The organism is Ferrovibrio sp., assembly GCF_025869515.1.
Classification (GTDB): Bacteria; Pseudomonadota; Alphaproteobacteria; order Ferrovibrionales; family Ferrovibrionaceae; genus Ferrovibrio.
Window position 1 is genome coordinate 20,363 of the sequence record NZ_JAOZVR010000047.1, and the last position, 21,722, is coordinate 42,084.

The following is a 21,722-nucleotide window of genomic DNA, read 5'->3' on the forward strand; positions in this document are numbered from 1 at the left end:
ATTATCAACGTTTTGTAACCGTCTCGCTCCCGGCTACGCTTGCCTGATCCTTTTTGGAGCCTCCCATGACCCAGTCTGCCGCGCCCGCGCCTTCCAACGCCCAGTGGGAATTCTGGATCGATCGCGGCGGCACCTTCACCGATATCGTCGGCCGCAAGCCGGATGGTGCCATCGTCACCCACAAGCTGCTGTCGGAAAATCCGGAACGCTACAAGGATGCTGCCGTACAGGGCATCCGCGACCTGCTCGGGCTGAAGGCCGGCGATGCACTGCCCAAGGGCAGGATCGCCGCGGTGAAGATGGGCACCACGGTGGCCACCAACGCGCTGCTGGAGCGCAAGGGCGACCGTGTACTGCTGCTGGTGTCGGAAGGATTCGCCGACCAGTTGCGCATCGGCTACCAGACGCGCCCCAATCTGTTTGCCCTGCATATCCAGCTTCCCGAGATGCTGTATGAACGCGTGGTGGAAGTGCCCGAGCGCGTGCGCAACGACGGCAGTATCGAAACACCGCTCGACCTCAAGGCCGCCGAGGCGGCGCTGAAGGCCGCTTTTGCCGATGGCATTCGCAGCGTCGCCATCCTGTTCATGCATGGCTATCGCTATACCGACCATGAGGCGCAGGTTGCGGCACTGGCGAAGCAGCTCGGTTTCACCCAGGTCTCGGCCAGCCACCAGGTCTCGCCGCTGATCAAATTCGTCAGCCGCGGCGATACCACCGTGGTAGATGCCTATGTCTCGCCGATCCTGCGCCGCTATGTCGACCAAGTCGGCAGCGAACTGGATGCCGCCAACACCGCGCTGCGCCTGATGTTCATGCAGTCGAACGGCGGTCTCGCCGATGCCAATTTTTTCCAGGGCAAGGACAGCATCCTGTCCGGCCCGGCCGGCGGCGTCGTCGGCCTGGTGGAAACCTCCACCCGGGCCGGCTTCAAGAAGGTGATCGGCTTCGACATGGGCGGCACCTCGACCGACGTCAGCCATTATGCCGGCGAATACGAACGCGCCTTTGAGACCATGGTGGCCGGCGTGCGCATGCGCGCGCCGATGATGATGATCAACACGGTAGCGGCCGGCGGCGGCTCGATTCTGCATTTCGACGGCGCGCGCTATCGCGTCGGCCCGGACTCGGCCGGCGCCAATCCTGGCCCGGCCTGCTATCGCCGTGGCGGGCCGCTGGCGGTGACTGACTGCAACGTCGTGCTGGGCAAGCTGCAGCCCGATTTCTTCCCGGCCGTCTTCGGCCCCGATGGCGACCAGCCGCTGGATGCCGAAATCGTCAAGACGAAATTCGCCGAACTGCAGGCGCGCGTGAAGGCTGAGAGCGGCGACAGCCGCAGCATCGAGGAAATGGCGGAAGGCTTCCTCGCCATCGCGGTCGAGAACATGGCCAACGCGATCAAGAAAATCTCGGTGGCGCGCGGCTATGACGTCACCAAATACGTGCTGTCGAGCTTCGGCGGTGCCGGCGGTCAGCATGCCTGCCTGGTGGCCGATGCGCTGGGCATGACCGAGGTGCTACTGCATCCGCTGGCCGGCGTGCTGTCGGCTTATGGCATGGGCCTGGCCGACCAGCGCGTGCTGAAGGAAAAATCCGCCGAAGTGCCGCTGCAGGAAAGCGCCCTGCCCGGCCTGGCGAAGGAACTCGATACGCTTGCTGAAGAGTCCCGGGCCGAGATGCTGCGCCAGGGCGTGCCGGCAGAGAAGATCACGGTGATCCGCAAGCTGCATGTACGCTACGGCGGCTCGGATTCCGCGCTTGAGGTCGAATTCGGTTCGCTGTCGGAGATTAAAACTGCCTTTGAAACTGCGCATCGCCAGCGTTTCGGCTTCATCAGCCCGGAAAAGGCGCTGATCGCCGGCAGCGTGGCCGTGGAAGTGATCGGCCAGGGCGAACGTGCACCCGATGCGGTGGAAAAGATCGTCGATCCGCGCGGCCAGAATGCAATCCCGACACTGGCGAAGCGCAAGGCCTATATGGCCGGCGACTGGCGCGATACGCCGGTGTACGATCGCGCCGCGCTGCGCCCGGGTGAGACCATCAAGGGGCCTGCCATCGTGATCGAGCCGACCAGCACCATCGTGCTGGAACCCGGCTGGCAGGCCAGGCTGACCGAGCGCCGCGACCTGGTGCTGAAGCGCGTGGACGCCCTGCCCGAGCGCCGGGCCATCGGCACCAGCGTCGATCCGGTGATGCTGGAAATCTTCAACAACCTGTTCATGTCGATCGCCGAGCAGATGGGCAGCGTGCTGGAGAAGACGGCCTATTCTGTCAACATCAAGGAACGCCTCGATTTCTCCTGCGCGATTTTCGACCTGGATGGCGAGCTGATCGCCAACGCCCCGCATATGCCGGTGCATCTGGGCTCGATGTCGGAATCGATCAAGACGGTGATGCGCAAACGCGCCGGCCAGATGAAGCCGGGCGATGTCTATGTGCTGAACGCGCCCTATGCCGGCGGCACCCACCTGCCCGACGTCACCGTGATCACGCCGGTGTTCGACAGGGCCGGCAAGGAAGTGCTGTTCTATCTCGGCAGCCGTGGCCACCATGCCGATATCGGCGGCACCACGCCGGGCTCGATGCCGCCGGACAGCCGCACGGTGGAAGACGAAGGCGTGCTGCTGGACAACGTGCTGCTGGTCGACGGCGGCCGCATGCTGGAAGACGAGATGGTTGCCATCCTGAAATCCGGCAAATATCCCTCGCGCAACCCGGCGCAGAATATCGCCGACCTGAAGGCGCAGATCGCGTCCTGCGAGAAGGGTGCGCAGGAGCTGCGCAAGATGGTCGACCAGTTCGGCCTCGAGGTCGTGCGCGCCTATATGAACCATGTGCAGGACAATGCGGAAGAATCCGTGCGCCGCGTGATCAGCCGTCTGAAGGACGGCCAGTTCACCGATCCGATGGATGACGGCTTCGAGATCAAGGTGAAGGTGACGGTCAACCACCAGGACCGTACCGCCAAGATCGATTTCACCGGCACGTCCGGTGTGCATCCGACCAACTACAATGCGCCCAAGGCCGTGTGCGTCGCCGCCGTGCTCTACGCCTTCCGCTGCCTGGTCGACAGCGACATCCCGCTCAATGGCGGCTGCCTCAAGCCGCTGGAGATCGTGATTCCGGAAAACTCGATGCTGGATCCGGTCTATCCGGCCGCCACCGTGGCCGGCAATGTCGAGACCAGCCAGTGCATCACCGACGCGCTGTTCGGCGCGCTCGGCGTGATGGCCGCGGCGCAGGGCACGATGAACAACTTCACCTTCGGCAACAACGACTACCAGTATTACGAGACGATCTGCGGCGGCAGCGGCGCCGGCCCGGATTTCGATGGCTGCGACGCGGTGCATACCCATATGACCAACGCCCGCCTGACCGATCCGGAAGTGCTGGAATTCCGCTTCCCGGTGCTGCTGGAGAGCTTCCGTATCCGGCGCGGCTCCGGCGGCAAGGGGCGGCACAAGGGCGGCGACGGCACCGTCCGCCGCATGCGCTTCCTCACCGACATGGTGGCCACCCTGCTGTCGTCGCATCGCACCGTGCCGCCCTTCGGCCTTGAAGGCGGCGGCCAGGGTGAGACCGGCCGCCAGTGGGTGGAACGCACATCCGGCGCCAGGGAGCCGATGGAAGGCCGCTGCTCGACGCCGATGCAGCCGGGCGATGTCTTCGTCATTTCCACCCCCTCCGGTGGCGGCTTCGGCAAGGCGGATGACCTGAAGCAGGCGGCGGAATAATCCGCAGTTTCCCGATGGCCGTTTGCTGTAAGCTGCGGCCCGATGCGGATTCGATTCTGTACCTTCGCGCCGGCAGCCGCGATCGCCGGTGGCCACAGCGATCTGGCCAGCCTGCGCTATCGCGCCCTGCTGCCGGCCGCCGCCCTGCGCGCCGCCGGCCATGACGCCGCCGTGCTGGGGCTGGAGCAATGGGCCGCGCCGGATGCGGCCTTGCGCGATGCCGACGCGGTGATCCTGGCCCAGCCCAAGGAAGGCGCGCTGCTGCAGCCGGCGCAGGTGCAGGCCATCGGCGCGCTCGGCGCCACCATCGGCAGGCGCCTGATCGTCGATGTCTGCGATCTCAAGCTGGGCGACGACTTCCTGAGCCATATCCGGCAGCAGCGCGGCGCGGAACTGGCTGCCGGCTGCGCCGGCTTCTACCCTGCCCTGCTCGGCCGTGCCGGGCGGATCGTTGCGGCATCCGCCACCCTGGCGCAGCAGCTGCGCGCCTATCTGCCGGATGCCGATCTGCGGATGATCGGCGATGTGGTCGAAGTGGCGCCGGCACCGGTACGCTTTGCCCCCGGAGAAACCCTGAAGCTGTTGTGGTTCGGTTTCTTCGGTGCCCATGCCACCGCCATGCACCGCTTCTGCGCCGAGGACCTGCCGGCGCTGGCGGCGCAACGCCCTGTGCAGCTCACCTTGCTCTGCGAACCGCTTGGCACGGCCCTTCTCGATGGCCTGCGCAGCAAGGCGGCACCGGCGCAGATCGCCGCCTCGCCCTGGTCGGTGCCGGCACTGCAGCAGGCGCTGGCGACCTGCGATGCCGTGGTGCTGCCCTTTGAGCATGACAATGCCCTGGTGCGCGGCAAGAGCGCCAACCGTGCCCTGCAGGCGCTGCAGGCCGGCCGTGCCGTCTTCGCCCATCCGCTCGACAGTTACCGCGAGCTGGCGCCATATGTCGCGATTTCTGACTCACTGCCGCAGGCGCTGCTGGATGCCTGCGACAATCCGGCTGCCGTGATAGCACGCACGACAGCGGGGCAGGCTCACGTCGCCGCCCACTACAGCCCTGCCGCCATTGCGCAACTCTGGCTGGCGGCGGCGGCGGCTCTGCCCTAGACCTTCGGCAGGCGCAATTCCTTGGCGATTTTCGCCGCCGCTTCGGCGGGATTAAGCTTGCCAGTGTCGATGCTGACATCCGGTTTCGGCATATGCGATGTGGCAAAGACGCCGGCGGCCTCCAGCTTCTCATAGACCTCATGCGAGGTGATCTTGCCGCTCTGCTGGCGCGACTTGTGGTCGATGCGGCGGTAGACCTCGTCCATCGCGCAGGTCAGTTCGACGAAGCGCACCCGGCTGCCGGCCGGCTCCACCGCATCGAGCACCTGCTCGATGAATTTTGGCTGCACCGTGGTTTCCGGCGCGAACGTGAAGATCAGGCCATGCAGCCGCTCCTTGGCGGCGCGAGCAAAGACCTTGATCCAGATTTCTTCGCGCAGCTCGACGAAAGGCTTGCTGCCGAAGTCGAAGACCGAGAGCAGCAGATCGACGGTCTGATGGTTATGAAACAGCTTGTAGCCGGTGAGCCTGGCCAGTTCGCGGGCCACGGTGAGCTTGCCGGTGGCCGGCTTGCCGTAAATAAAGATCAGATTCATAGCATGACTTTACGGCCAGGCTGCGTTCAGCGAAACCGGCTTTAGCGCGGAGAGCTGCAAAAAAGTGACATTGCCTCGCTAGCGCTGCCCCAATTCGGCCACAGGCGTGCTTGATAAACCTCCGGTAACACCTCTGTGGCAGACTCGACTCTGCAGCAGATATTCGGGGAAGAGGTGCCGTGTTTCGTCACGTCCGATCCAGCGCAGCTCTGATATGCGCATTCGCGGGCGTGGCCCTGTCTGGCACCACCGCGGAGGCGCAATCGGCGTTGCCGTCCTGTCCGCTGATCGTCGGCCCAATGGATGCCGGCCTGTGCCAGATCGCCGCCCTGCCCGATAAGTACGACCCGCTGCTCGCAACTTCGCGCAGCAGCCTCGCGTTGCTCGCCTACAATCCCGATGACGGCAATTATCTTCTGACGCGGCGCCCGCTGTTCACCGCCAGCGATGTCAGCCTGCTCAGCCGGCGCAGCGATTCTTCAGCCATGGCCCTCCCCGGCCATGACATGCTGGCGCAGGACGGCGACAGGATCGGCGTTTACAGCGAACAGGATGCCGCACCAGGTGCCTTGAACAAGGCTTACGATGTACCGCTGTTCGACGGCCTGGCGCTGAGCAATACCAGCGCCATCAGCCAGAGTGGCGGCATGGATAACGAAAGCCGCTCGGCCAGCAGCAAATTCGGCCTCGCTTACGAGGAATACGGCCTGACCTTCAAGGTCGATCCGGATGCCGCCGCCAACTGGGGCGATCTGGCTGGCAGCGGCAGCCGCCGTTTCGGCATCGACAATTCGATCTCGGCGATGATCGCGCGCGACCTGACCCTGACGCTGTCGTCGGGCTATACGACGGAATCCACCTTCGGCAATCCGGCCTCGGCCAGCAGCAACGAGCGACACCGTGTCGCCATCGCGCAGCATTTCTCCAGTGGCTACAAACTCGGCGCCTCGCTGCAGCGGCGCAATGAATACCGCTACCAGGAGGAACGCGACCTCAACGTCCTGGGCCTGCAGATCGGCGTGCCGCTCGGCGAGACGCTCAACCTCACCGCCAGCCACGAATTCGGCCTCGGCGAGAAACGCAATCTGAGCGACGCCGACGCCGTGCCGTTTTATGGCAAACAGCAGAGCCTGGACCTGCAGCTGCACTGGACCCCGGCCGCCCTGGCCAGCCGGGCGATGACCATCATGGCCGGCTACGCGGTGAGCCAGGACGACATGGCCGGCACCGACGACGGCTACCTGACGCAGGCCCGGCTCAATCTGGCGATGCGATTCTGATGGCGGTTCTGACGTCTACTGCCCTGAATACAGATCGCCCTCCGGCCAAATCTGCACGGCATTCGCGGCACGCCACAGGCTCTGGTCAAGGTCCGTGGCGAAGCCGTTGCGGTCTTTCGGCCGGCTGTTGAAAGCCGCGACCCAAGCGTAGCCCTTCGCCGTGCGAACCGCGAGAGTCTTCGTCCCGGCATGCGAGCCGGAATGCCACCAGTTCAGCCCCCCGCTGACCGGCCGCACCTGCATGCCCAACCCGTAGAAGGATGGCTTGACATCAAGACCTGCCGGAGGCGCCAACATCGCCTTCAGGCTCGGCGGACGCAGCAGCGGTGCCCCGCGCTGTCCGTCGATGGCCAGCATGAAGCGCAGATAATCCAGCGACGAGCCGATCCAACCGCCGAAGGAATCCATGGTCTCCATGGCATAGAGGCCGTAAGGTGCCGCCACCATGCGGGACGAACCGACTCCGGGCATCGCTTCGACCAGCGGCGCACCGGGATAGTCGTAATAGGCAGCTTCTCCCTCGGCCATGTCGAAGGTGCGCGCCAGCTGCAGGCCGCCGGCACCCGCCGGGGTCAGGATATGCTGGCGCACAAAGGCCTCGTAAGTCTGCCCGCTGACGCGCTCGATCACCCGGCCAAGAATGCAGTAGCCGATATTCGAATAGGCGTGGCGACTGCCAGGATCGAAATCCAACCTGCGTTCCAGGCTGTCGCGCAGGACGACCGCGCAACTCGGTGGCATGGCGGCATTCTGACGCGCCGCCGCCTCTCCCGCGCGTGGCATGAACACCAAATCGCCGGCGATTCCACGATCGAAGCCCGCGGTATGCTGTAGCAACTGCCGGATGGTAATTCGGTACACGCGCGGATCGGTGATCGCGGCCGGCCGTGGCCCGAGCTCACCCAGCACCGGCAGCAGCGGCGCATCGAGATCGAGCTGGCCCTGCTCAACCAGCCGCAGCACGGCAACCGCAGTCAGCGGCTTGGCCAGACTGCCGAGACGGAAACGCGTCGCCGGCTGCACCGGCTCCTGCTTTTCGCGATCGGCCAGGCCATAGCCGCGTGTCAGCACGATCCGCCCGTGCACGGCGACGGCAAGGCTCGCGCCCGGCATTTTCCATCGCTCGATCAGGGCAGCCATTTCGGCATCGAAGGCCTCCAGTCCCGCCAGGGCAGAACCGGTGGGACTGGCGCCGGCGATCTGCACAGACAGAATCGTCAGCAGAAGCGCATAACCGATCCGCTTCAGGCAGCGCGCTCCTGTTGTGACAGCGCCAACCGTATCAGCCATGACGCAAACCTCGTGTATGCACCTGCTTCCTCTGTCACAAACCATAACGCCGCCACCGGGTTTTTCCTGCCGAAATCAAGGCCGGATACGGACCGTTACGCTTGGGCAAGGCCCGATTTCACTCTTGCCGAAAGAAGTGAATCATGTTTCACTTCTTTGCGGAGGAAAGATTGACATGGCCTATCGCCGCACCGAAACCGTGGTGGCGCGCCTGAACGAAACGCGCGAGCGCATCGTTATGGCGGCCCTGACCCTGGTGGCGCAACATGGCTATGGCGGCACCGGCATTCCGGCGATTGCCGCCGAGGCCGGCCTGAGTACCGGCGCGCTGTATCGCTATTTCCCCTCCAAGGCCGAACTGTTCGACGAAGTCTTCCGTCGCGCCTCGCAGCGCGAGATCGATGTCTGTGCCGCCGCGGCGCAGACTCCGGGATCGGCGGCGGCGCGGATCGCGCATGTCGTCGAAGTCTTCGCCCAGCGCGCCATGAAGGGCCGCCGCCTGGCCTGGGCGCTCCTCGCAGAGCCGGTGGATGCCCTGGTCGAGGCCGACCGCCGGCGCTACCGCGCGCCCTATCGCGACATTTTCCGCACCCTGATCGAGGATGGCATCCGTACTGGCGAATTGCCGCAGCAGGATGCCATGCTCGCCGCCTCGGCCATCGTCGGCGCGCTGGTGGAGGCGCTGCTCGGCCCGCTGGCGCCGCAGGCCAGGAAAACCGACCAGGAACAACTGATTCACGACCTGGCGCTGTTCTGCATCCGCGCCGTGAGCGCGCGAGACAAATGATAACGGGAGAAACGCCATGACCGATGCCGTCTTCGATGTGCTCAACCAGCCGCCGGCGCTGGAGGACTACAATCTCTTCACCACCGACAGGGCACTGCTGCAGGTGGCCGAGATCAATGGCGCCGGCTGGGCGAAAGACCGCCTCACCGTCTATGGCCAGCGTCTGGGCGATGCCGAGACCATCGAGATGGGCCGGCTGGCCCACAAGCATCCGCCACAGCTGAAACTGTTCGACCGCTTCGGTCATCGACTTGACGAAGTCGACTTCCATCCGGCTTGGCACGGCATCATGGCGCTGATCATCGGCGAGGGCCTGCATTCGGCCCCCTGGGCCGAGCCAAAACCCGGCGCCCATGTCGCCCGCGCCGCCGCCTATATCATGCATGCGCAGATCGAGCCGGGCAGCCAGTGCCCGACCACCATGACCTATGGCAGCGTGCCGGCGATCCGCAAGGACAGGCATCTGGCGGAAACCTGGCTGCCGAAAATCTATTCGCGCCAGTATGACGGCAGCAACAAGCCGGTGACACAGAAGACCGGCGCCCTGATCGGCATGGGCATGACCGAAAAACAGGGCGGCTCGGATGTGCGCAGCAACACGACGGTCGCCAAACCGGTGGGTACGGGCGGTCCGGGCGCCGAATACATCATCAACGGGCATAAATGGTTTTTCTCCTGCCCGCAGAACGACGCGCATCTGGTGCTGGCGCAGTCGCCCCATGGCCTGAGCTGTTTCTTCGTGCCGCGCTGGCTGCCGGATGGCAGCAAAAATGCCGTACAGATCCAGCGCCTGAAGGACAAGGTCGGCAACAAGTCGAATGCGTCGTCCGAGGTAGAATTCCACAATGCGCATGGCTGGCTGCTCGGCGAGGAAGGCCGGGGCGTGCCCACGATTATCGAAATGGGAACGTATACGCGATTGGACTGCGCGCTGGGGTCAACCGGGCTCCTGCGTGGTGCCGTGGCGCAGGCCCTGCACCATGTCGCGCATCGCCGCGCCTTCCAGCGCCATCTGATCGACCAGCCGCTGATGACCAATGTGGTGGCGGATCTCGCCATCGAGTCCGAAGCCGCCACGCTGCTGGCGATGCGACTGGCGCGCGCCTTCGACCGCGCCGAACACGACCCCGTCGAGGCCGCCTTCCGTCGCCTGTGCACACCGGCGGTGAAATACTGGATCTGCAAACGCGCGCCCAATGCGGTGGTGGAAGCCATGGAGGTGCATGGCGGCAACGGCTATGTCGACGAGGGTCCGCTCGGCATGCTGTACAAGGAAATTCCGCTCAATTCGATCTGGGAAGGCTCGGGCAACGTGATGTGCCTCGACGTGCTGCGCGCCATGCAGAAAAACCCGGACGGACTGGAGGCCTATTTCGCCGACCTGATCCCGGCCCGCGGCAACGACAAACGGCTGGATGCGGCGATCAACGACCTGAAGACGGAATTCGCCGACCTGGGAGAGATCGAGCATCGCGCCCGGCGCGTGGTGGAGAAAATGATGGTGACGCTGCAGGCTGCGCTGCTGGTGCGCCACTCCACCCCGGACGTGGCCGATGCCTTCTGCGCCTCGCGGCTGGGCGGCGACTGGGGCCATGCCTTCGGCACTTTGCCGAAAGGCATCAATACCCGCGCCATCGCGGACCGCGCGCTGCCCGTTTAAAAGACTGGTGGTTTACGCGGACTCCACCGGCATGCGCACCTTGAGCGCCCGGGGTGCCACGGCGTAGCGGATCGGGCCTTTCAGCATGTCGATCTCGCCGTCATTGGCGACCGGCTTGGCGCGGCGGAAGTCGATCTGCAGGCTGTGTGCCTTGATCACCTGCAGCGACGGATCGTCCTGCAATGTCCCTAGGAGCAGCTTGGCGAGCTGGCTGGCCGAGCCGAGCCAGGTTTTCTCGTGGCTGACATAGATGGTGAGTTCGCCGCTCTGCAGATCGGAGCGGTTGAACAGTCGGCCGGCATTGAATTCATAGCTGCCGACCGCCACCACGATGGCCGGCGACAGGATTTCTGACCGCTGGCCATGATGGTCGATGGCAATTTCCATCATCCGGTGACGGCGCACCGCACGCCAGGCCGAGCGCATCATGGCCGGCCATTTGGTCAGGCCGAACAGGCGTCGGCGCCGTTCGCGGTCCACCACCATTTCCGGATATAGGCCGAGCGCCGACTTGTTGAGGAACAGGCTCTGGTTCACGCGCCCGACATCGATGGCGGCCACGGTGGCTTCGCAAAGCGCGGCCACGGCATTTTCGATTTCCAGCGGTATGTTCAGGTCGCGCGCCAGCAGATTCATGGTCCCGAGCGGCAGCACGCCCAGCACGATATCGCGTTTCATGGCCAGTTCGGCCGCCGCGCGGAGCGTGCCATCGCCACCACCGACCCAGACTTCCGTGCTGCCCTGCGCGGCCGCGGCCAGTGCCCGCGACAACTGCGCCGGCGCCACCATCTGCACATCGACATCGGGCTGGCCGGCCTTGGCGGCCGCCGTATGGATCAGGTCGCGCAAAGCCACCGCGCCATACTGTCGCGCCGTGCCTGATTCGGCATTGATGACGATAGAGATGGTCATGCGTTACCAGAGCAGCCAATCGGTCAGATCGGTGCCGGCTCGCGCCAACCCGATCCCGAGGGTAACGAACAAGGCCGTGCTGGCGATCCCGACAAAATGTCCGGCCAATGCACCAAGGCCGTCGCGGGTCAGCAGGCCGAGCGCGGTCAGTACGATACCGAAGGCAAACGGCAGGTTGCCGAAGGGCAATGGCAGCGCCAGACCGATACCCTGGATCGCGATGGCAATGGCGGCGAAGGCCACGCCCGTGCCGCTGACCACCCAGGTCAGCCGTGGCCGGAAACGGCGTTCCAGCCGGCGCACGAAGGGAATCGCAAAGCCCATGAATCTGCGCAGCAGGCCGCTCGAGAGGCGACGACGGCCGAGCAGGCCCGGGATCGGTGGATTACCGGGGCGCAGCAGCATGCCAAAGGCGATGCAGACCACCAGCGACCCGGTGATCAGGCCGAGCGGCAGGCCGGGCGACGGGATGAAACCGAGCAGGCCGAGGAAAAGCAGCAGCAGCGGCGTCGAACGGTCGGCAAACATCGCGCTGGCTTCCGCCAGTGTCAGGCTGCGCGTGCGGCCATGACGGCGCAGGCGCGACAGGTCGCCGGCAATGCTGGGCCGACGGCGCGGCGCAGAGGCTGACATATCGGCACGCTTCCCGTTCATGCCGTGATGATGGCGAGCGAATGGGGCGAAAGCGCGGCGATAAAAAAGAGGCGGGCCTGAGCCCGCCTCTTCGGATGCATGAAGACCATCAGCCTCAGTCGGCTTCGCTGCGTCCTTCGGGGTCGCGGATGGCCCGATAGGTGCGGCTGAGCTGGGCCTTGCGCGAGGCCATGTTGAGCAGCTCGACCGTCACCGAGAAGGCCATGGCGCCGTAAATCATGATCTTGGGGATCTCGATGTCGAACCCTTCGGCGACCAGCGCCATGCCGATCATGACGAGGAACGACAGCGCCAGCATGACGATATTGGGGTTCTTCTTCACGAAACGGGCGAGCGGCTCGGCCAGCGCCACCATGATGGCGACCGAGATGAGTACAGCAGCCACCATGATCTCGATCTGGCGCGCCAGACCGATGGCGGTGATCACGCTGTCGAGCGAGAAGACGATATCCAGCACAGCGATCTGGCCGATGATGGCCCAGAAGGCGGGATACTTCTTTTTCGGCTCGCCGCCGGTTGCACCGGGGGTGCCATTCTCCATCTCGTCGCTGTCCTTCGGCGTGACACGCTCATGGATTTCCATGGTTGCCTTCCAGATCAGGAACAGGCCGCCGAGGATCAGCACCAGGTCACGACCGGAAATTTCATAGTCGAAGAGGGTGAACCAGGGCGCCGTCAGCGTGATCAGCCAGGCCGCCGACAGAAGCAGCATGACGCGGGTAATGACCGCGCCGAGCAGGCCGAGCTTGCGGCCCAGCGGCTGCTGGTGTTCCGGCAGCCGGCTGGTGAGGATGGTGATGAAGATCAGGTTGTCGACCGCGAGGACGAGTTCGAGGGCGATAAGGCCGACCAACGCAAGCAGCGCAGCCGGTTCAAGGAAAACCGAAAGATCCATGAGAGATATCCTGGGCGGGGGGCTTTTGCAAAAAGCCGTCCGACATCGCTGCCATCCCGTTCATGGCAGCCAGAGGGGCCCGGACGTGGGCTGCAATCTACCCGGAATTATGGCGTTTTCAAGGCGTTATTCTCACTCTGAACGAGTTAAGACCGCCGAAATACAAATTCGTCGCAACCCGAGCCGAACACGGCCCAGCCCCCGGGGCGTGTGAAACTGCGCACTGGATCGAAACCGAGCTTTCCCATCAGGGCAGCGACCTCGGCCGGGGAGATCGACTCATAAGGATAGCCACCAAGCCAGTCATGCACATCGTGCTCGAAATCCATGCCACGTTGCTCTTTATAGCTTCGCAGATGCGCTTTGAAATCCCGACCGAGTAACCAATACGCTAAACGCATCATACCAATATAAAGCCGCTGCATCATACGTTGCGCAGTGGGCGATGCTTTGGCATACCAACGTTTCTCAACCTTCCACAGCCAGCACAACTTGGTCTTGCGGTACAGCGCGAAAACGAAAGTTCCTCCGGGCGCCGTCATCCCCGCCGCTTTCTCAAGCGCTTCATGCATGGCACCGGTATGATGCAGAACACCCCAGGAATAGACGACATCGAATTGCCCGAGGCCGGCGTTTTCAAGCTCAAATACGCTGCATTCCTGCGCACTACATTGCGCCTCAGTACCCATGCGGGCAAAAACTTGCCGAGATGTAGCGACGGAACTCCGGTCGATATCAACACCAAGAACACGCCGGGCACCGAGCGCCTGTGCCGCTACAGCATGCAAGCCTGAACCACAGCCGATATCCAGCACGGTTTTGTCGCGCAGACCATCTTCGCCTAATAGCCGAACCAAACCTTCACGGGCTTTAGCAAGGCGGCTTTGGTCGATTAGGTGGGCATAACTCGCCCAGTTTTCACCGAAGGCAAAATGGCTGTCTGCGGTTTTAAGTTTCTCGTTCATATCTGATACTCAGGCAGGAAATCGTAGTTGTTATAACTCAGCGACCACGGTCCGTCTCCGGTTTTCGGCCATAAACGATACCAGACTGTTCGCATCCACCGTATTCACTTCATGCGGGTTTGAATGCATCCTGCCGCAGCTCGCGACGGGCATGCAGGATCACCTGGACCGAGCCCCAGAGCGCCAACGCCGCCATGAAGGACGCCACGGCCAGGTCGGGCCAGGCTGAATTGGTGACGAACACGCCGCTGGCCGCCGCCATCACGGCGAGGTTGCCGAGCGCATCGTTGCGGCTGCAGATCCACACCGCGCGCATGTTGCTGTCACCGGTCCGGAAGCGATACAGGATCATCGTGACCAGCACATTCACGGCAAGCGCCGCGAAACCCACCATGCCCATGGTGGCCGGCTCCGGCACTGTGCCGGCGACGGCATGATGAATCGTCATGCTGGCAACCCACAGGCCGAACAGGCCCATCGAAATGCCCTTAAGCAGCGCAACCCGGGCGCGCCAGACCAGCGCCATCGAGAATACGGCCAGCGCGAGGCCGTAATTGGCTGCGTCACCCAGGAAGTCGGCGGAATCGGCGAGCAGCGAGGTTGAAGCAGCGCTTAGGCCAGCCCCCAGCTCGACGACGAACATGCCGCCATTCAACAGCAGCGCGATCCACAAGGCAGGCCGAGCTGCATTGCCGTGATCATGATCGTGATCGCCATGACCATGGCCGGGCTGGTGGTTATGTGCAGGAGAGCAGCAGGACGCACTCATGATTACACCCTATCTCAAATCGTGTGTTCAAGATGGTCGTCGAGCGCCGTCTCATCCTTATGCGGCTCCGCGACGTGTTCGGCCATGTCTGCCAGCATGTGGCGCACATGATCGTCGGCCAGGTCGTAATAGATCTGCCGGCCGCGCCGGATGCCGCGCACCAGCCGTGCCGCCTTCAGCAGCCGCAGATGATGGCTGGCGAGTTGCGGCGACAGGCCGGCAGCTTCGGCCGCAGCCGACGCCGGACAGGGCCCGGCACAGAGCGCCACCACGAGGCGCAAACGTGAGGGGTCGCCCAGCAGCCGGAACATGTCGGCGAGCTGAATCACCTCGGCATCTTCGATATGGCTAAGATCAAACATTTCAATATTTATTTAAATGTTTGAGTATTGAGTGTCAAGCGGGACAATTCCGCCCTCGCCTGCCCAGCATCCCGGGTCTATGCTCCTAGGATATAACGATAAATGTTCCCCGCTCGCATGATGATCCGTATGCCGCCCCTGACTTTCTGTTCCCTCTATGTTTCACGTGAAACTCCCCTGTTTTCCAGCCGGAAGCCCAAGCCGTGATCCGTACCCTGCTCTGGAGGCCGCTCGACTACATGGGCCGCCATGCCACCAAATTCCTGTTCGGCGGCGTGCTGGTCGGCCTGTTGGTGCCGCCGCTGGCCAGCCTGCTGCGGCCGGGCCTGGTGGTCTTCCTGCTGCTGCCGTTGTCGCTGTCGCTGATGCGGCTCGACTGGAGCGCCTTCCAGGCCTATGCGCGGCGGCCGCTGCTGTTCGTGCCGATCATCATCTTCCTGCTGCTGGTCTGCCCGCTGCTGATGTTTGCCGCGCTGACCCCACTCGGCCTGCCGCGCCCGTTGATGGAAGCCATCGTGCTGATGTCGGCGGCGCCGCCGGTGACGGCAACGGTGGCTTTCGCACTGATCCTCGGGCTGGATGCGGCACTCGCCGTCATCGTCATGGTGATCGCCACCGCGCTGGTGCCCTTCACGCTGCCGCCGCTGGCGCTGCTGCTGCTCGATATCGAGGTGCAGATGTCGCTGATCGAATTCATGGGGCGTCTGGCGCTCATGGTCGGCTTTGCCTTCGCCGCCGCGCTGCTGGCGCACTGGAAGCTGCCGCCCGGCTGGCTGCGGAAGAACCAGCGGCTGATGGACGGCAGTTCCGTGCTGGCACTGGTGCTGTTTGCCATCGCCATCATGGATGGCGTCGCCGTCAAGCTGATGGCGCAACCGGGCTATGTGTTGCTCGCCACGGCCTCGGCCTTCATCGCCAACCTGGCCCTGCAGGTGCTGGGCTATGCTGTCGGGCGCTTTGTCTTCCGCTTCGGGCAAGCAGCGGCGCTGACACTGGGAATCCTCACCGGCAACTGCAACATGGGCCTGGTGATGGTGTCGCTGGCCGACCGTGCGGTGTTCGACATGGTGGTGTTTTTCGCCATGGGCCAGTTGCCGATGTATATGCTGCCCGGATTGCTGCAACCGCTGTATCGCCGCGTCGCGGCGCGACCCGCATAAGGAGCGAAACATGCCCACATTGCTGATCACCGGCGCCAACCGCGGCATCGGCCTGGAGCTGACCAAACGCTATGCCGCCGATGGCTGGACCGTGATCGCCACCTGCCGCGACCCGCAGGCCGCCACGGCCTTGAAGGCGGTGCGCGGCGTCAGCATCGAGGCGCTGGAGGTGACCGACTATGCCGCCGTCGATGCACTAGCGCAGAAATACCAGGGCACCGCCATCGACCTGCTGCTGAATAACGCCGGCATCTATGGCAACCGCGACGGCGGACTGACGGTGAGCGATTTTGACATCTACCTGCAGGTGCTGCAGGTCAACAGCGTGGCGCCGATGAAAATGGCGCTCGCCTTCCTGCCGCATCTGAAGGCTGCGAAAGGGGGGGCTAAAATAGCCACCATCTCCAGCCGCATGGGCTCGATTGCCGCCGGCAGCGGCGGGGCTTACGCCTATCGTGCCTCGAAAGCCGCGATCAATGCCGGCATGCACAATCTGGCGCTCGACCTGAAATCCAGCAACATCAGCGTCATCACGCTGCATCCCGGCTGGGTGAAGACCGATATGGGCGGCGCCGGCGCGGACATCGATGTGGCGACCAGCGGCGCCGGACTGAAAAATGTGATCGACGGCCTGACGATCAAGGATACCGGCAAATTCTTCAACTACGACGGCAGCGAGATTCCATGGTGAGTGCAGCAAAAGCGATCCTGATCACCGGCGGCAGTCGCGGCATCGGCCGCGCCGTCGCCATCCTGGCCGGCCAGCGGGGCTGGTCGGTCGGCGTGAACTATGCCGGCAACGAGAAGGCCGCGCAGGACACCGCGCAGGCCGTGCAGAAAGCCGGCGGTCGCGCTATCGCCATCAAGGGCGATGTCGCCGTCGAGGCCGATGTGATCGCGATGTTCGATGCCACCGAGAGGGCTTTCGGCAAGCTTGATGGCCTGGTGAACAACGCCGGGGTAGTGGCACCGACGGCCGACCTGGCCGATATGTCGCTGGAGCGGCTGAAGCGCCTGTTCGACACCAATATCCTCGGCAGCGTGCTGTGTGCCCGCGAAGCCGCGCGACGCCTGTCAACCAGACGCGGCGGCAAAGGTGGCGGCATCGTCAACCTGTCTTCGGTGGCGGCGCGGCTCGGCTCGCCCAACCTGTTTGTCGATTATGCCACCTCGAAAGGCGCCATCGACACGCTGACGCTTGGCCTGTCCAAGGAACTCGGCCCGGAAGGCATCCGCGTCAATGCAGTACGGCCAGGCATCATCGAAACCGATATCCATGCCAGCGCCGGCGAACCGGATCGCGCCGCGCGGCTCGGTCCCACTGCGCCACTGGGACGCGCCGGCACTGCGATGGAAGTGGCGGAAGCCATCATCTGGCTGCTGGATGACGCATCGAGCTACGTCAACGGTGCCCTGCTGGATGTCGCCGGCGGGCGCTGAGGTCTAGTCGAGATACAGCTTCATGCCGACATGGCTCGCCTTGAAGCCGAGCCGCTCGTAAAGGCGGTGCGCGCCCTGGCGGCTGTTGTCCGACGTGAGCTGCACCAGCTTGCAGCCCTTTTCCTTCGCGCGGGTTACAGCGTGGCGGATCAGTTCCGAGCCGAGCCCCTTGCCGCGCAGCGAGGATTCGATCCGCACGGCCTCGATCTGGGCGCGCTGCTTGCCCAGACTGCCAAGGCCGGGCAGCACCAATAACTGGAGGCAGCCCACTACGATGCCCGAAGCATCCAGTGCCAGGATCACTTCGGCGCCGATGCGCTGCAGGCCAGCGAAGGCGATGCCGTATTCGGCCGGCAGCGGATCGGTGTGGCGTTCGCGGCTGCCGCCGAGATGATCATCGGCCAGCAGGCGCACGATCTCGGGCAGATCGGCCGCGGTGGCCAAGCGGAATGTCAGACTCACTCGGCGGCCTCGGCTGGCGGCGCCTCGCGCGCCGGATCGTAGGCCAGGTTCGGCGCCAGCCAGCGTTCCATCGTCGCCAGGTCCATGCCCTTGCGCCTGGCATAATCGGCGACCTGGTCGCGCTCGATACGGCCGATACCGAAATAGGCCGATTGCGGGTGGCTGAAATACCAGCCGCTGACCGCCGCCGAGGGCCACATGGCGAAGCTTTCGGTCAGCGTGATACCAGCCTTCTGCGTGGCATCGAGCAGGCTGAACAGGGTCGCCTTCTCGGTATGGTCGGGGCAGGCCGGATAGCCCGGTGCGGGCCGGATCCCGCGATATTTCTCGGCGATCAGGTCGTCGTTGCCCAGCGTCTCATCGGCGGCATAGCCCCAGAAGTCCTTGCGCACGCGCTCATGCATGCGCTCGGCAAAGGCTTCGGCCAGGCGGTCGGCCAGCGCCTGCGCCAGGATGCCCGAATAGTCGTCCTGTTTCGCGGTGAATTCGCGCTTGATCCAGTCATCCAGTCCGATCCCCGCCGTGACGGCAAAGGCGCCGACATAATCAGCCAGGCCGGATTCCTTCGGGGCGACGAAATCGGCCAGCGAGATATTAGCCCGCTCGCGGTCGCGCTTCATCTGCTGGCGCAGCATATGCAGCCGCGCCACTTCCTCGCCCTGGACCTCATCGGCATAGAGCGCGATGTCGTCATCATCGATCTGCGCCGCCGGCCAGAAGCCGATCACAGCGCTGGCCCTGATCGGCTTCTCCGCAACGATGCGTTTCAGCATCGCCTGGGCATCCTTGAAAAGGTTGGTGGCCGCCTCGCCCACCACCGGGTCTTTCAAAATCTCGGGATACTTGCCGCGCAATTCCCAGGAAGAGAAGAACGGCGTCCAGTCGATGCACTCGACCAGTTCGACAATCGGATAATCGTCAAATGCCTTCACCCCGAGGAAGGACGGCCGCGGCGGCACATAGCCGTTCCAGTCGATCCTGGTTTTGTTGCGGCGCGCATCGGCAATGCTCTGGCGTGGGCCGGTATTGCGCTCGCGGGCGTGGATGTCGCGGATTTTTTCATATTCGCTGGCGATCTCGCCGGCATAGGTCGGCCGGTCGTTGGCCGAAACCAGCCGGCCGGCCACGCCGACGGCACGCGAGGCGTCAGTGACGTAGATCACCGGGCCCTTGTAGTTGGGCGCGATCTTGACCGCCGTATGCACCTTCGAGGTGGTAGCGCCGCCGATCAGCAGCGGCAACTGGAAACCCTCACGCTGCATCTCGCTGGCGACATAGCACATCTCGTCCAGGCTCGGCGTGATCAGGCCGCTGAGGCCGATAATGTCGACATTCTGCCGCTTCGCCTCATCCAGGATGCGGGCGCAGGACACCATGACGCCGAGATCGATCACTTCGTAATTGTTGCACTGGAGCACGACACCGACAATGTTCTTGCCGATATCGTGCACATCGCCCTTCACTGTGGCCATCAGCACCTTGCCGTTGGTCCTGGCCGGACCGGCGTTCTTCTCGGCTTCGATAAACGGCAGCAGATAGGCGACTGCCTTTTTCATCACGCGGGCGGATTTCACCACCTGCGGCAGGAACATTTTGCCCGCACCAAACAGGTCGCCGACGACATTCATGCCGTCCATCAGCGGGCCTTCGATGACTTCGAGCGGCCTGGCCACGATGTGGCGCGCCTCTTCGGTATCCTCATCGATGAAATCGGAAATACCATGTACCAGCGCATGGGTCAGGCGGGCGCGCACATCCTTCTCGCGCCATGACATGTCGATTTCCTGTGTCCGCGCGCCGCCCTTGAAGCGTTCGGCGATTTCCAGCATGCGTTCGGTGGCATCCGGGCGGCGGTTGAGCAGCACGTCTTCGACGCGTTCGCGCAGTTCAGTCGGAATATCCTCATAGACCGGCAGCTGGCCGGCATTGACGATGCCCATGTCCATGCCGTTCTGCATGCCGTAATACAGAAAAACGGCGTGCATCGCCTCACGGACCTGTTCGTTGCCGCGGAAGGAGAAGGAGACGTTGGAAACGCCGCCGGAGATATGGCAGTGCGGCAGGTTCTCGCGGATACGCCTGGCGCCCTCGAAGAACTCGACCGCGTAATTGTTATGCTCCTCGATGCCGGTGGCGACCGCGAAGATATTGGGGTCGAAGATAATGTCTTCCGGCGGAAAGCCGATTTTCTCGGTCAGCAACTTGTAGGCACGGGCGCAGATTTCGTATTTGCGGTCAGCCGTATCGGCCTGGCCCTGCTCGTCGAAGGCCATGACCACGACGGCGGCACCGTAACGCCGCACCTTGCGGGCATGTTCCAGGAAGGCATCCTCGCCTTCCTTCATACTGATCGAATTGACGATGGCCTTGCCCTGCACGCATTTCAGGCCGGCCTCGATCACATCCCATTTCGAGGAGTCGATCATGATCGGCACGCGCGAAATATCGGGCTCGGAGGCGATCAGGTTCAGGTATTTCACCATCGCCGCCTTGGAGTCGAGCATGCCCTCGTCCATGTTGATATCGATGATCTGGGCGCCGTTTTCCACCTGCTGGCGCGCCACCGTGAGCGCGGCATCGAAATCGCCGTTCAGGATCAGTTTGCGGAATTTCGCCGAACCGGTGACGTTCGTGCGTTCGCCGATGTTGATAAAGACCGGACCGTTGAAGCCGCGGTTTTCCGATTCAGGCGAGAATGCTTCATCAATATCGGTCATGCGGCAGGCACAGCAAAGGGTTCGAGGCCGCTGAGGCGGAGCTGCGGCGGGATGGTGGGGATGCGGCGCGGTTTCACGCCCTTCACACTGTCGGCGATCGCCCTGATATGCTCCGGCGTGGTGCCGCAGCAGCCGCCGACGATATTGACCAGGCCATGTTCGGCCCATTCACGCAGATGCGCGGCCGTAGCATGTGGCGGTTCGTCATATTCACCGAACTGGTTGGGCAGCCCGGCATTGGGATAGGCGCTGACCGGCACATCGGCGACGCGGCTCAGCTCGGCGACGTAGGGCCGCATCTGCTGGGCGCCGAAAGCGCAGTTGAGGCCGACTGAAAACGGCCTGGTGTGGCGCAACGAATTCCAGAAGGCTTCGGTGGTCTGACCCGACAGCGTGCGGCCAGACAAATCCGTGATGGTGCCCGAAATCATGATCGGCCATTCCTCGCCCAACTCGTCGAACAGCTCGTAGACGCCGAAAGCTGCGGCCTTGGCATTCAGCGTGTCAAACACGGTTTCGATCAGCAGCAGATCGGCACCGCCTTCGACCAAGCCGCGCGCCTGTTCCTTATAGGCATCCTTCAGCTCGTCGAAGGTGATGTTGCGAAAATCCGGTCGGTTCACATCAGGCGACAGCGAAGCGGTGCGGTTGGTCGGCCCGATGGCCCCAGCCACGAAGCGCGGCTTCGACGGATCTTTCGCGGTATATTCATCAGCCGCCTTGCGCGCCAGTTTCGCGCCCTCGCGGTTGATGTCGGCCACCGCAGCTTCGAGATGGTAGTCGGCCTGGCTGATCCAGGTGCCGCTGAAGGTGTTGGTTTCGATGATGTCGGCGCCGGCGTCGAGATATTCCTTGTGCACCTCGTAGATCACATCGGGCCGGGTAATATTCAGGATGTCGTGATTCCCTTTAAGGTCGCTGTTGGCACCCTTGAAGCGGTCGCCACGATAGTCGGCCTCGCTCAGCTTGCGCCGCTGCAGCATCGTGCCCATGGCGCC

General features: G+C 63.7%; 17 protein-coding genes and 1 pseudogene. 8 read left to right on the top strand and 10 right to left on the bottom strand.

Annotated features, from left to right (window positions below; genetic code table 11):
- Positions 1–65 precede the first annotated feature (65 nt).
- Both OJJ21_RS06915 and OJJ21_RS06920 read left to right on the top strand, forming a co-directional pair.
- A complete protein-coding gene (locus OJJ21_RS06915) occupies positions 66–3,734 on the top strand; it encodes a hydantoinase B/oxoprolinase family protein (RefSeq protein ID WP_297684478.1) in 3,669 nt (1,222 codons plus the stop codon).
- Positions 3,735–3,776: 42 nt separating this feature from the next.
- Positions 3,777–4,835, top strand: a complete 1,059-nt coding sequence (locus OJJ21_RS06920; RefSeq protein WP_297684480.1) for a hypothetical protein — start codon at positions 3,777–3,779, stop codon at positions 4,833–4,835.
- Here the strand turns inward: OJJ21_RS06920 and OJJ21_RS06925 are convergent.
- Positions 4,832–5,371: an AAA family ATPase gene (locus tag OJJ21_RS06925; protein ID WP_297684482.1), complete on the bottom strand. Its 540-nt coding sequence runs from the start codon at positions 5,369–5,371 to the stop codon at positions 4,832–4,834. The genes OJJ21_RS06920 and OJJ21_RS06925 overlap by 4 nt on opposite strands.
- A gap of 230 nt (positions 5,372–5,601) precedes the next feature.
- Between OJJ21_RS06925 and OJJ21_RS06930 the strand changes: the two genes are divergently transcribed.
- A complete protein-coding gene (locus tag OJJ21_RS06930) occupies positions 5,602–6,651 on the top strand; it encodes a hypothetical protein (protein ID WP_297684484.1) in 1,050 nt (349 codons plus the stop codon).
- A 15-nt stretch (positions 6,652–6,666) separates the two neighbouring features.
- On the opposite strand, the gene OJJ21_RS06935 is transcribed toward OJJ21_RS06930, so the two are convergent.
- Positions 6,667–7,941 (bottom strand): serine hydrolase domain-containing protein, encoded by a 1,275-nt coding sequence (locus tag OJJ21_RS06935; RefSeq protein WP_297684486.1) that lies wholly within the window; start codon positions 7,939–7,941, stop codon positions 6,667–6,669.
- A 175-nt stretch (positions 7,942–8,116) separates the two neighbouring features.
- On the opposite strand from OJJ21_RS06935, the gene OJJ21_RS06940 reads away from it, so the two are divergent.
- Positions 8,117–8,728, top strand: a complete 612-nt coding sequence (locus OJJ21_RS06940; protein ID WP_297684488.1) for a TetR/AcrR family transcriptional regulator — start codon at positions 8,117–8,119, stop codon at positions 8,726–8,728.
- 16 nt (positions 8,729–8,744) lie between these two features.
- Positions 8,745–10,388 (top strand): isovaleryl-CoA dehydrogenase, encoded by a 1,644-nt coding sequence (locus OJJ21_RS06945; RefSeq protein WP_297684490.1) that lies wholly within the window; start codon positions 8,745–8,747, stop codon positions 10,386–10,388.
- A 12-nt stretch (positions 10,389–10,400) separates the two neighbouring features.
- On the opposite strand, the gene OJJ21_RS06950 is transcribed toward OJJ21_RS06945, so the two are convergent.
- The 6 genes from OJJ21_RS06950 to OJJ21_RS06975 form a co-directional block, all read right to left on the bottom strand.
- Complete coding sequence (locus tag OJJ21_RS06950; protein ID WP_297684491.1) at positions 10,401–11,300, bottom strand: diacylglycerol kinase family protein; 900 nt, start codon at positions 11,298–11,300, stop codon at positions 10,401–10,403.
- Positions 11,301–11,303: 3 nt separating this feature from the next.
- Positions 11,304–11,933 carry an exopolysaccharide biosynthesis protein gene (locus OJJ21_RS06955; protein ID WP_297684493.1) on the bottom strand — a complete coding sequence of 210 codons (630 nt, stop codon included), beginning with the start codon at positions 11,931–11,933 and terminating at the stop codon, positions 11,304–11,306.
- Between the two features lie 115 nt (positions 11,934–12,048).
- Positions 12,049–12,849, bottom strand: a complete 801-nt coding sequence (locus OJJ21_RS06960) for a TerC family protein (RefSeq protein ID WP_297684495.1) — start codon at positions 12,847–12,849, stop codon at positions 12,049–12,051.
- A gap of 146 nt (positions 12,850–12,995) precedes the next feature.
- Positions 12,996–13,814 (bottom strand): class I SAM-dependent methyltransferase, encoded by an 819-nt coding sequence (locus tag OJJ21_RS06965; protein ID WP_297684497.1) that lies wholly within the window; start codon positions 13,812–13,814, stop codon positions 12,996–12,998.
- A gap of 109 nt (positions 13,815–13,923) precedes the next feature.
- Positions 13,924–14,583 (bottom strand): cation transporter, encoded by a 660-nt coding sequence (locus OJJ21_RS06970; protein WP_297684499.1) that lies wholly within the window; start codon positions 14,581–14,583, stop codon positions 13,924–13,926.
- A gap of 14 nt (positions 14,584–14,597) precedes the next feature.
- Positions 14,598–14,945 carry a metalloregulator ArsR/SmtB family transcription factor gene (locus OJJ21_RS06975; protein WP_297684501.1) on the bottom strand — a complete coding sequence of 116 codons (348 nt, stop codon included), beginning with the start codon at positions 14,943–14,945 and terminating at the stop codon, positions 14,598–14,600.
- A 203-nt stretch (positions 14,946–15,148) separates the two neighbouring features.
- Between OJJ21_RS06975 and OJJ21_RS06980 the strand changes: the two genes are divergently transcribed.
- From OJJ21_RS06980 to OJJ21_RS06990, 3 genes are read left to right on the top strand one after another with little or no spacing between them, the layout of a single operon-like run.
- Positions 15,149–16,105 (top strand): hypothetical protein, encoded by a 957-nt coding sequence (locus tag OJJ21_RS06980; RefSeq protein WP_297684503.1) that lies wholly within the window; start codon positions 15,149–15,151, stop codon positions 16,103–16,105.
- A gap of 10 nt (positions 16,106–16,115) precedes the next feature.
- Positions 16,116–16,796, top strand: coding sequence for an SDR family oxidoreductase (locus OJJ21_RS06985; protein WP_297684506.1), 681 nt, complete (start codon positions 16,116–16,118; stop codon positions 16,794–16,796).
- A complete protein-coding gene (locus tag OJJ21_RS06990; protein WP_297684508.1) occupies positions 16,790–17,545 on the top strand; it encodes an SDR family oxidoreductase in 756 nt (251 codons plus the stop codon). Before OJJ21_RS06985 ends, OJJ21_RS06990 begins: the two co-directional genes overlap by 7 nt.
- Positions 17,546–17,548: 3 nt before the next feature.
- Here the strand turns inward: OJJ21_RS06990 and OJJ21_RS06995 are convergent, their stop codons facing one another.
- Positions 17,549–18,007: a GNAT family N-acetyltransferase gene (locus OJJ21_RS06995; RefSeq protein WP_297684510.1), complete on the bottom strand. Its 459-nt coding sequence runs from the start codon at positions 18,005–18,007 to the stop codon at positions 17,549–17,551.
- Positions 18,004–21,716 (bottom strand): annotated as a pseudogene (gene metH, locus OJJ21_RS07000) (methionine synthase). Before metH ends, OJJ21_RS06995 begins: the two are co-directional and overlap by 4 nt.
- Positions 21,717–21,722 lie beyond the last annotated feature (6 nt).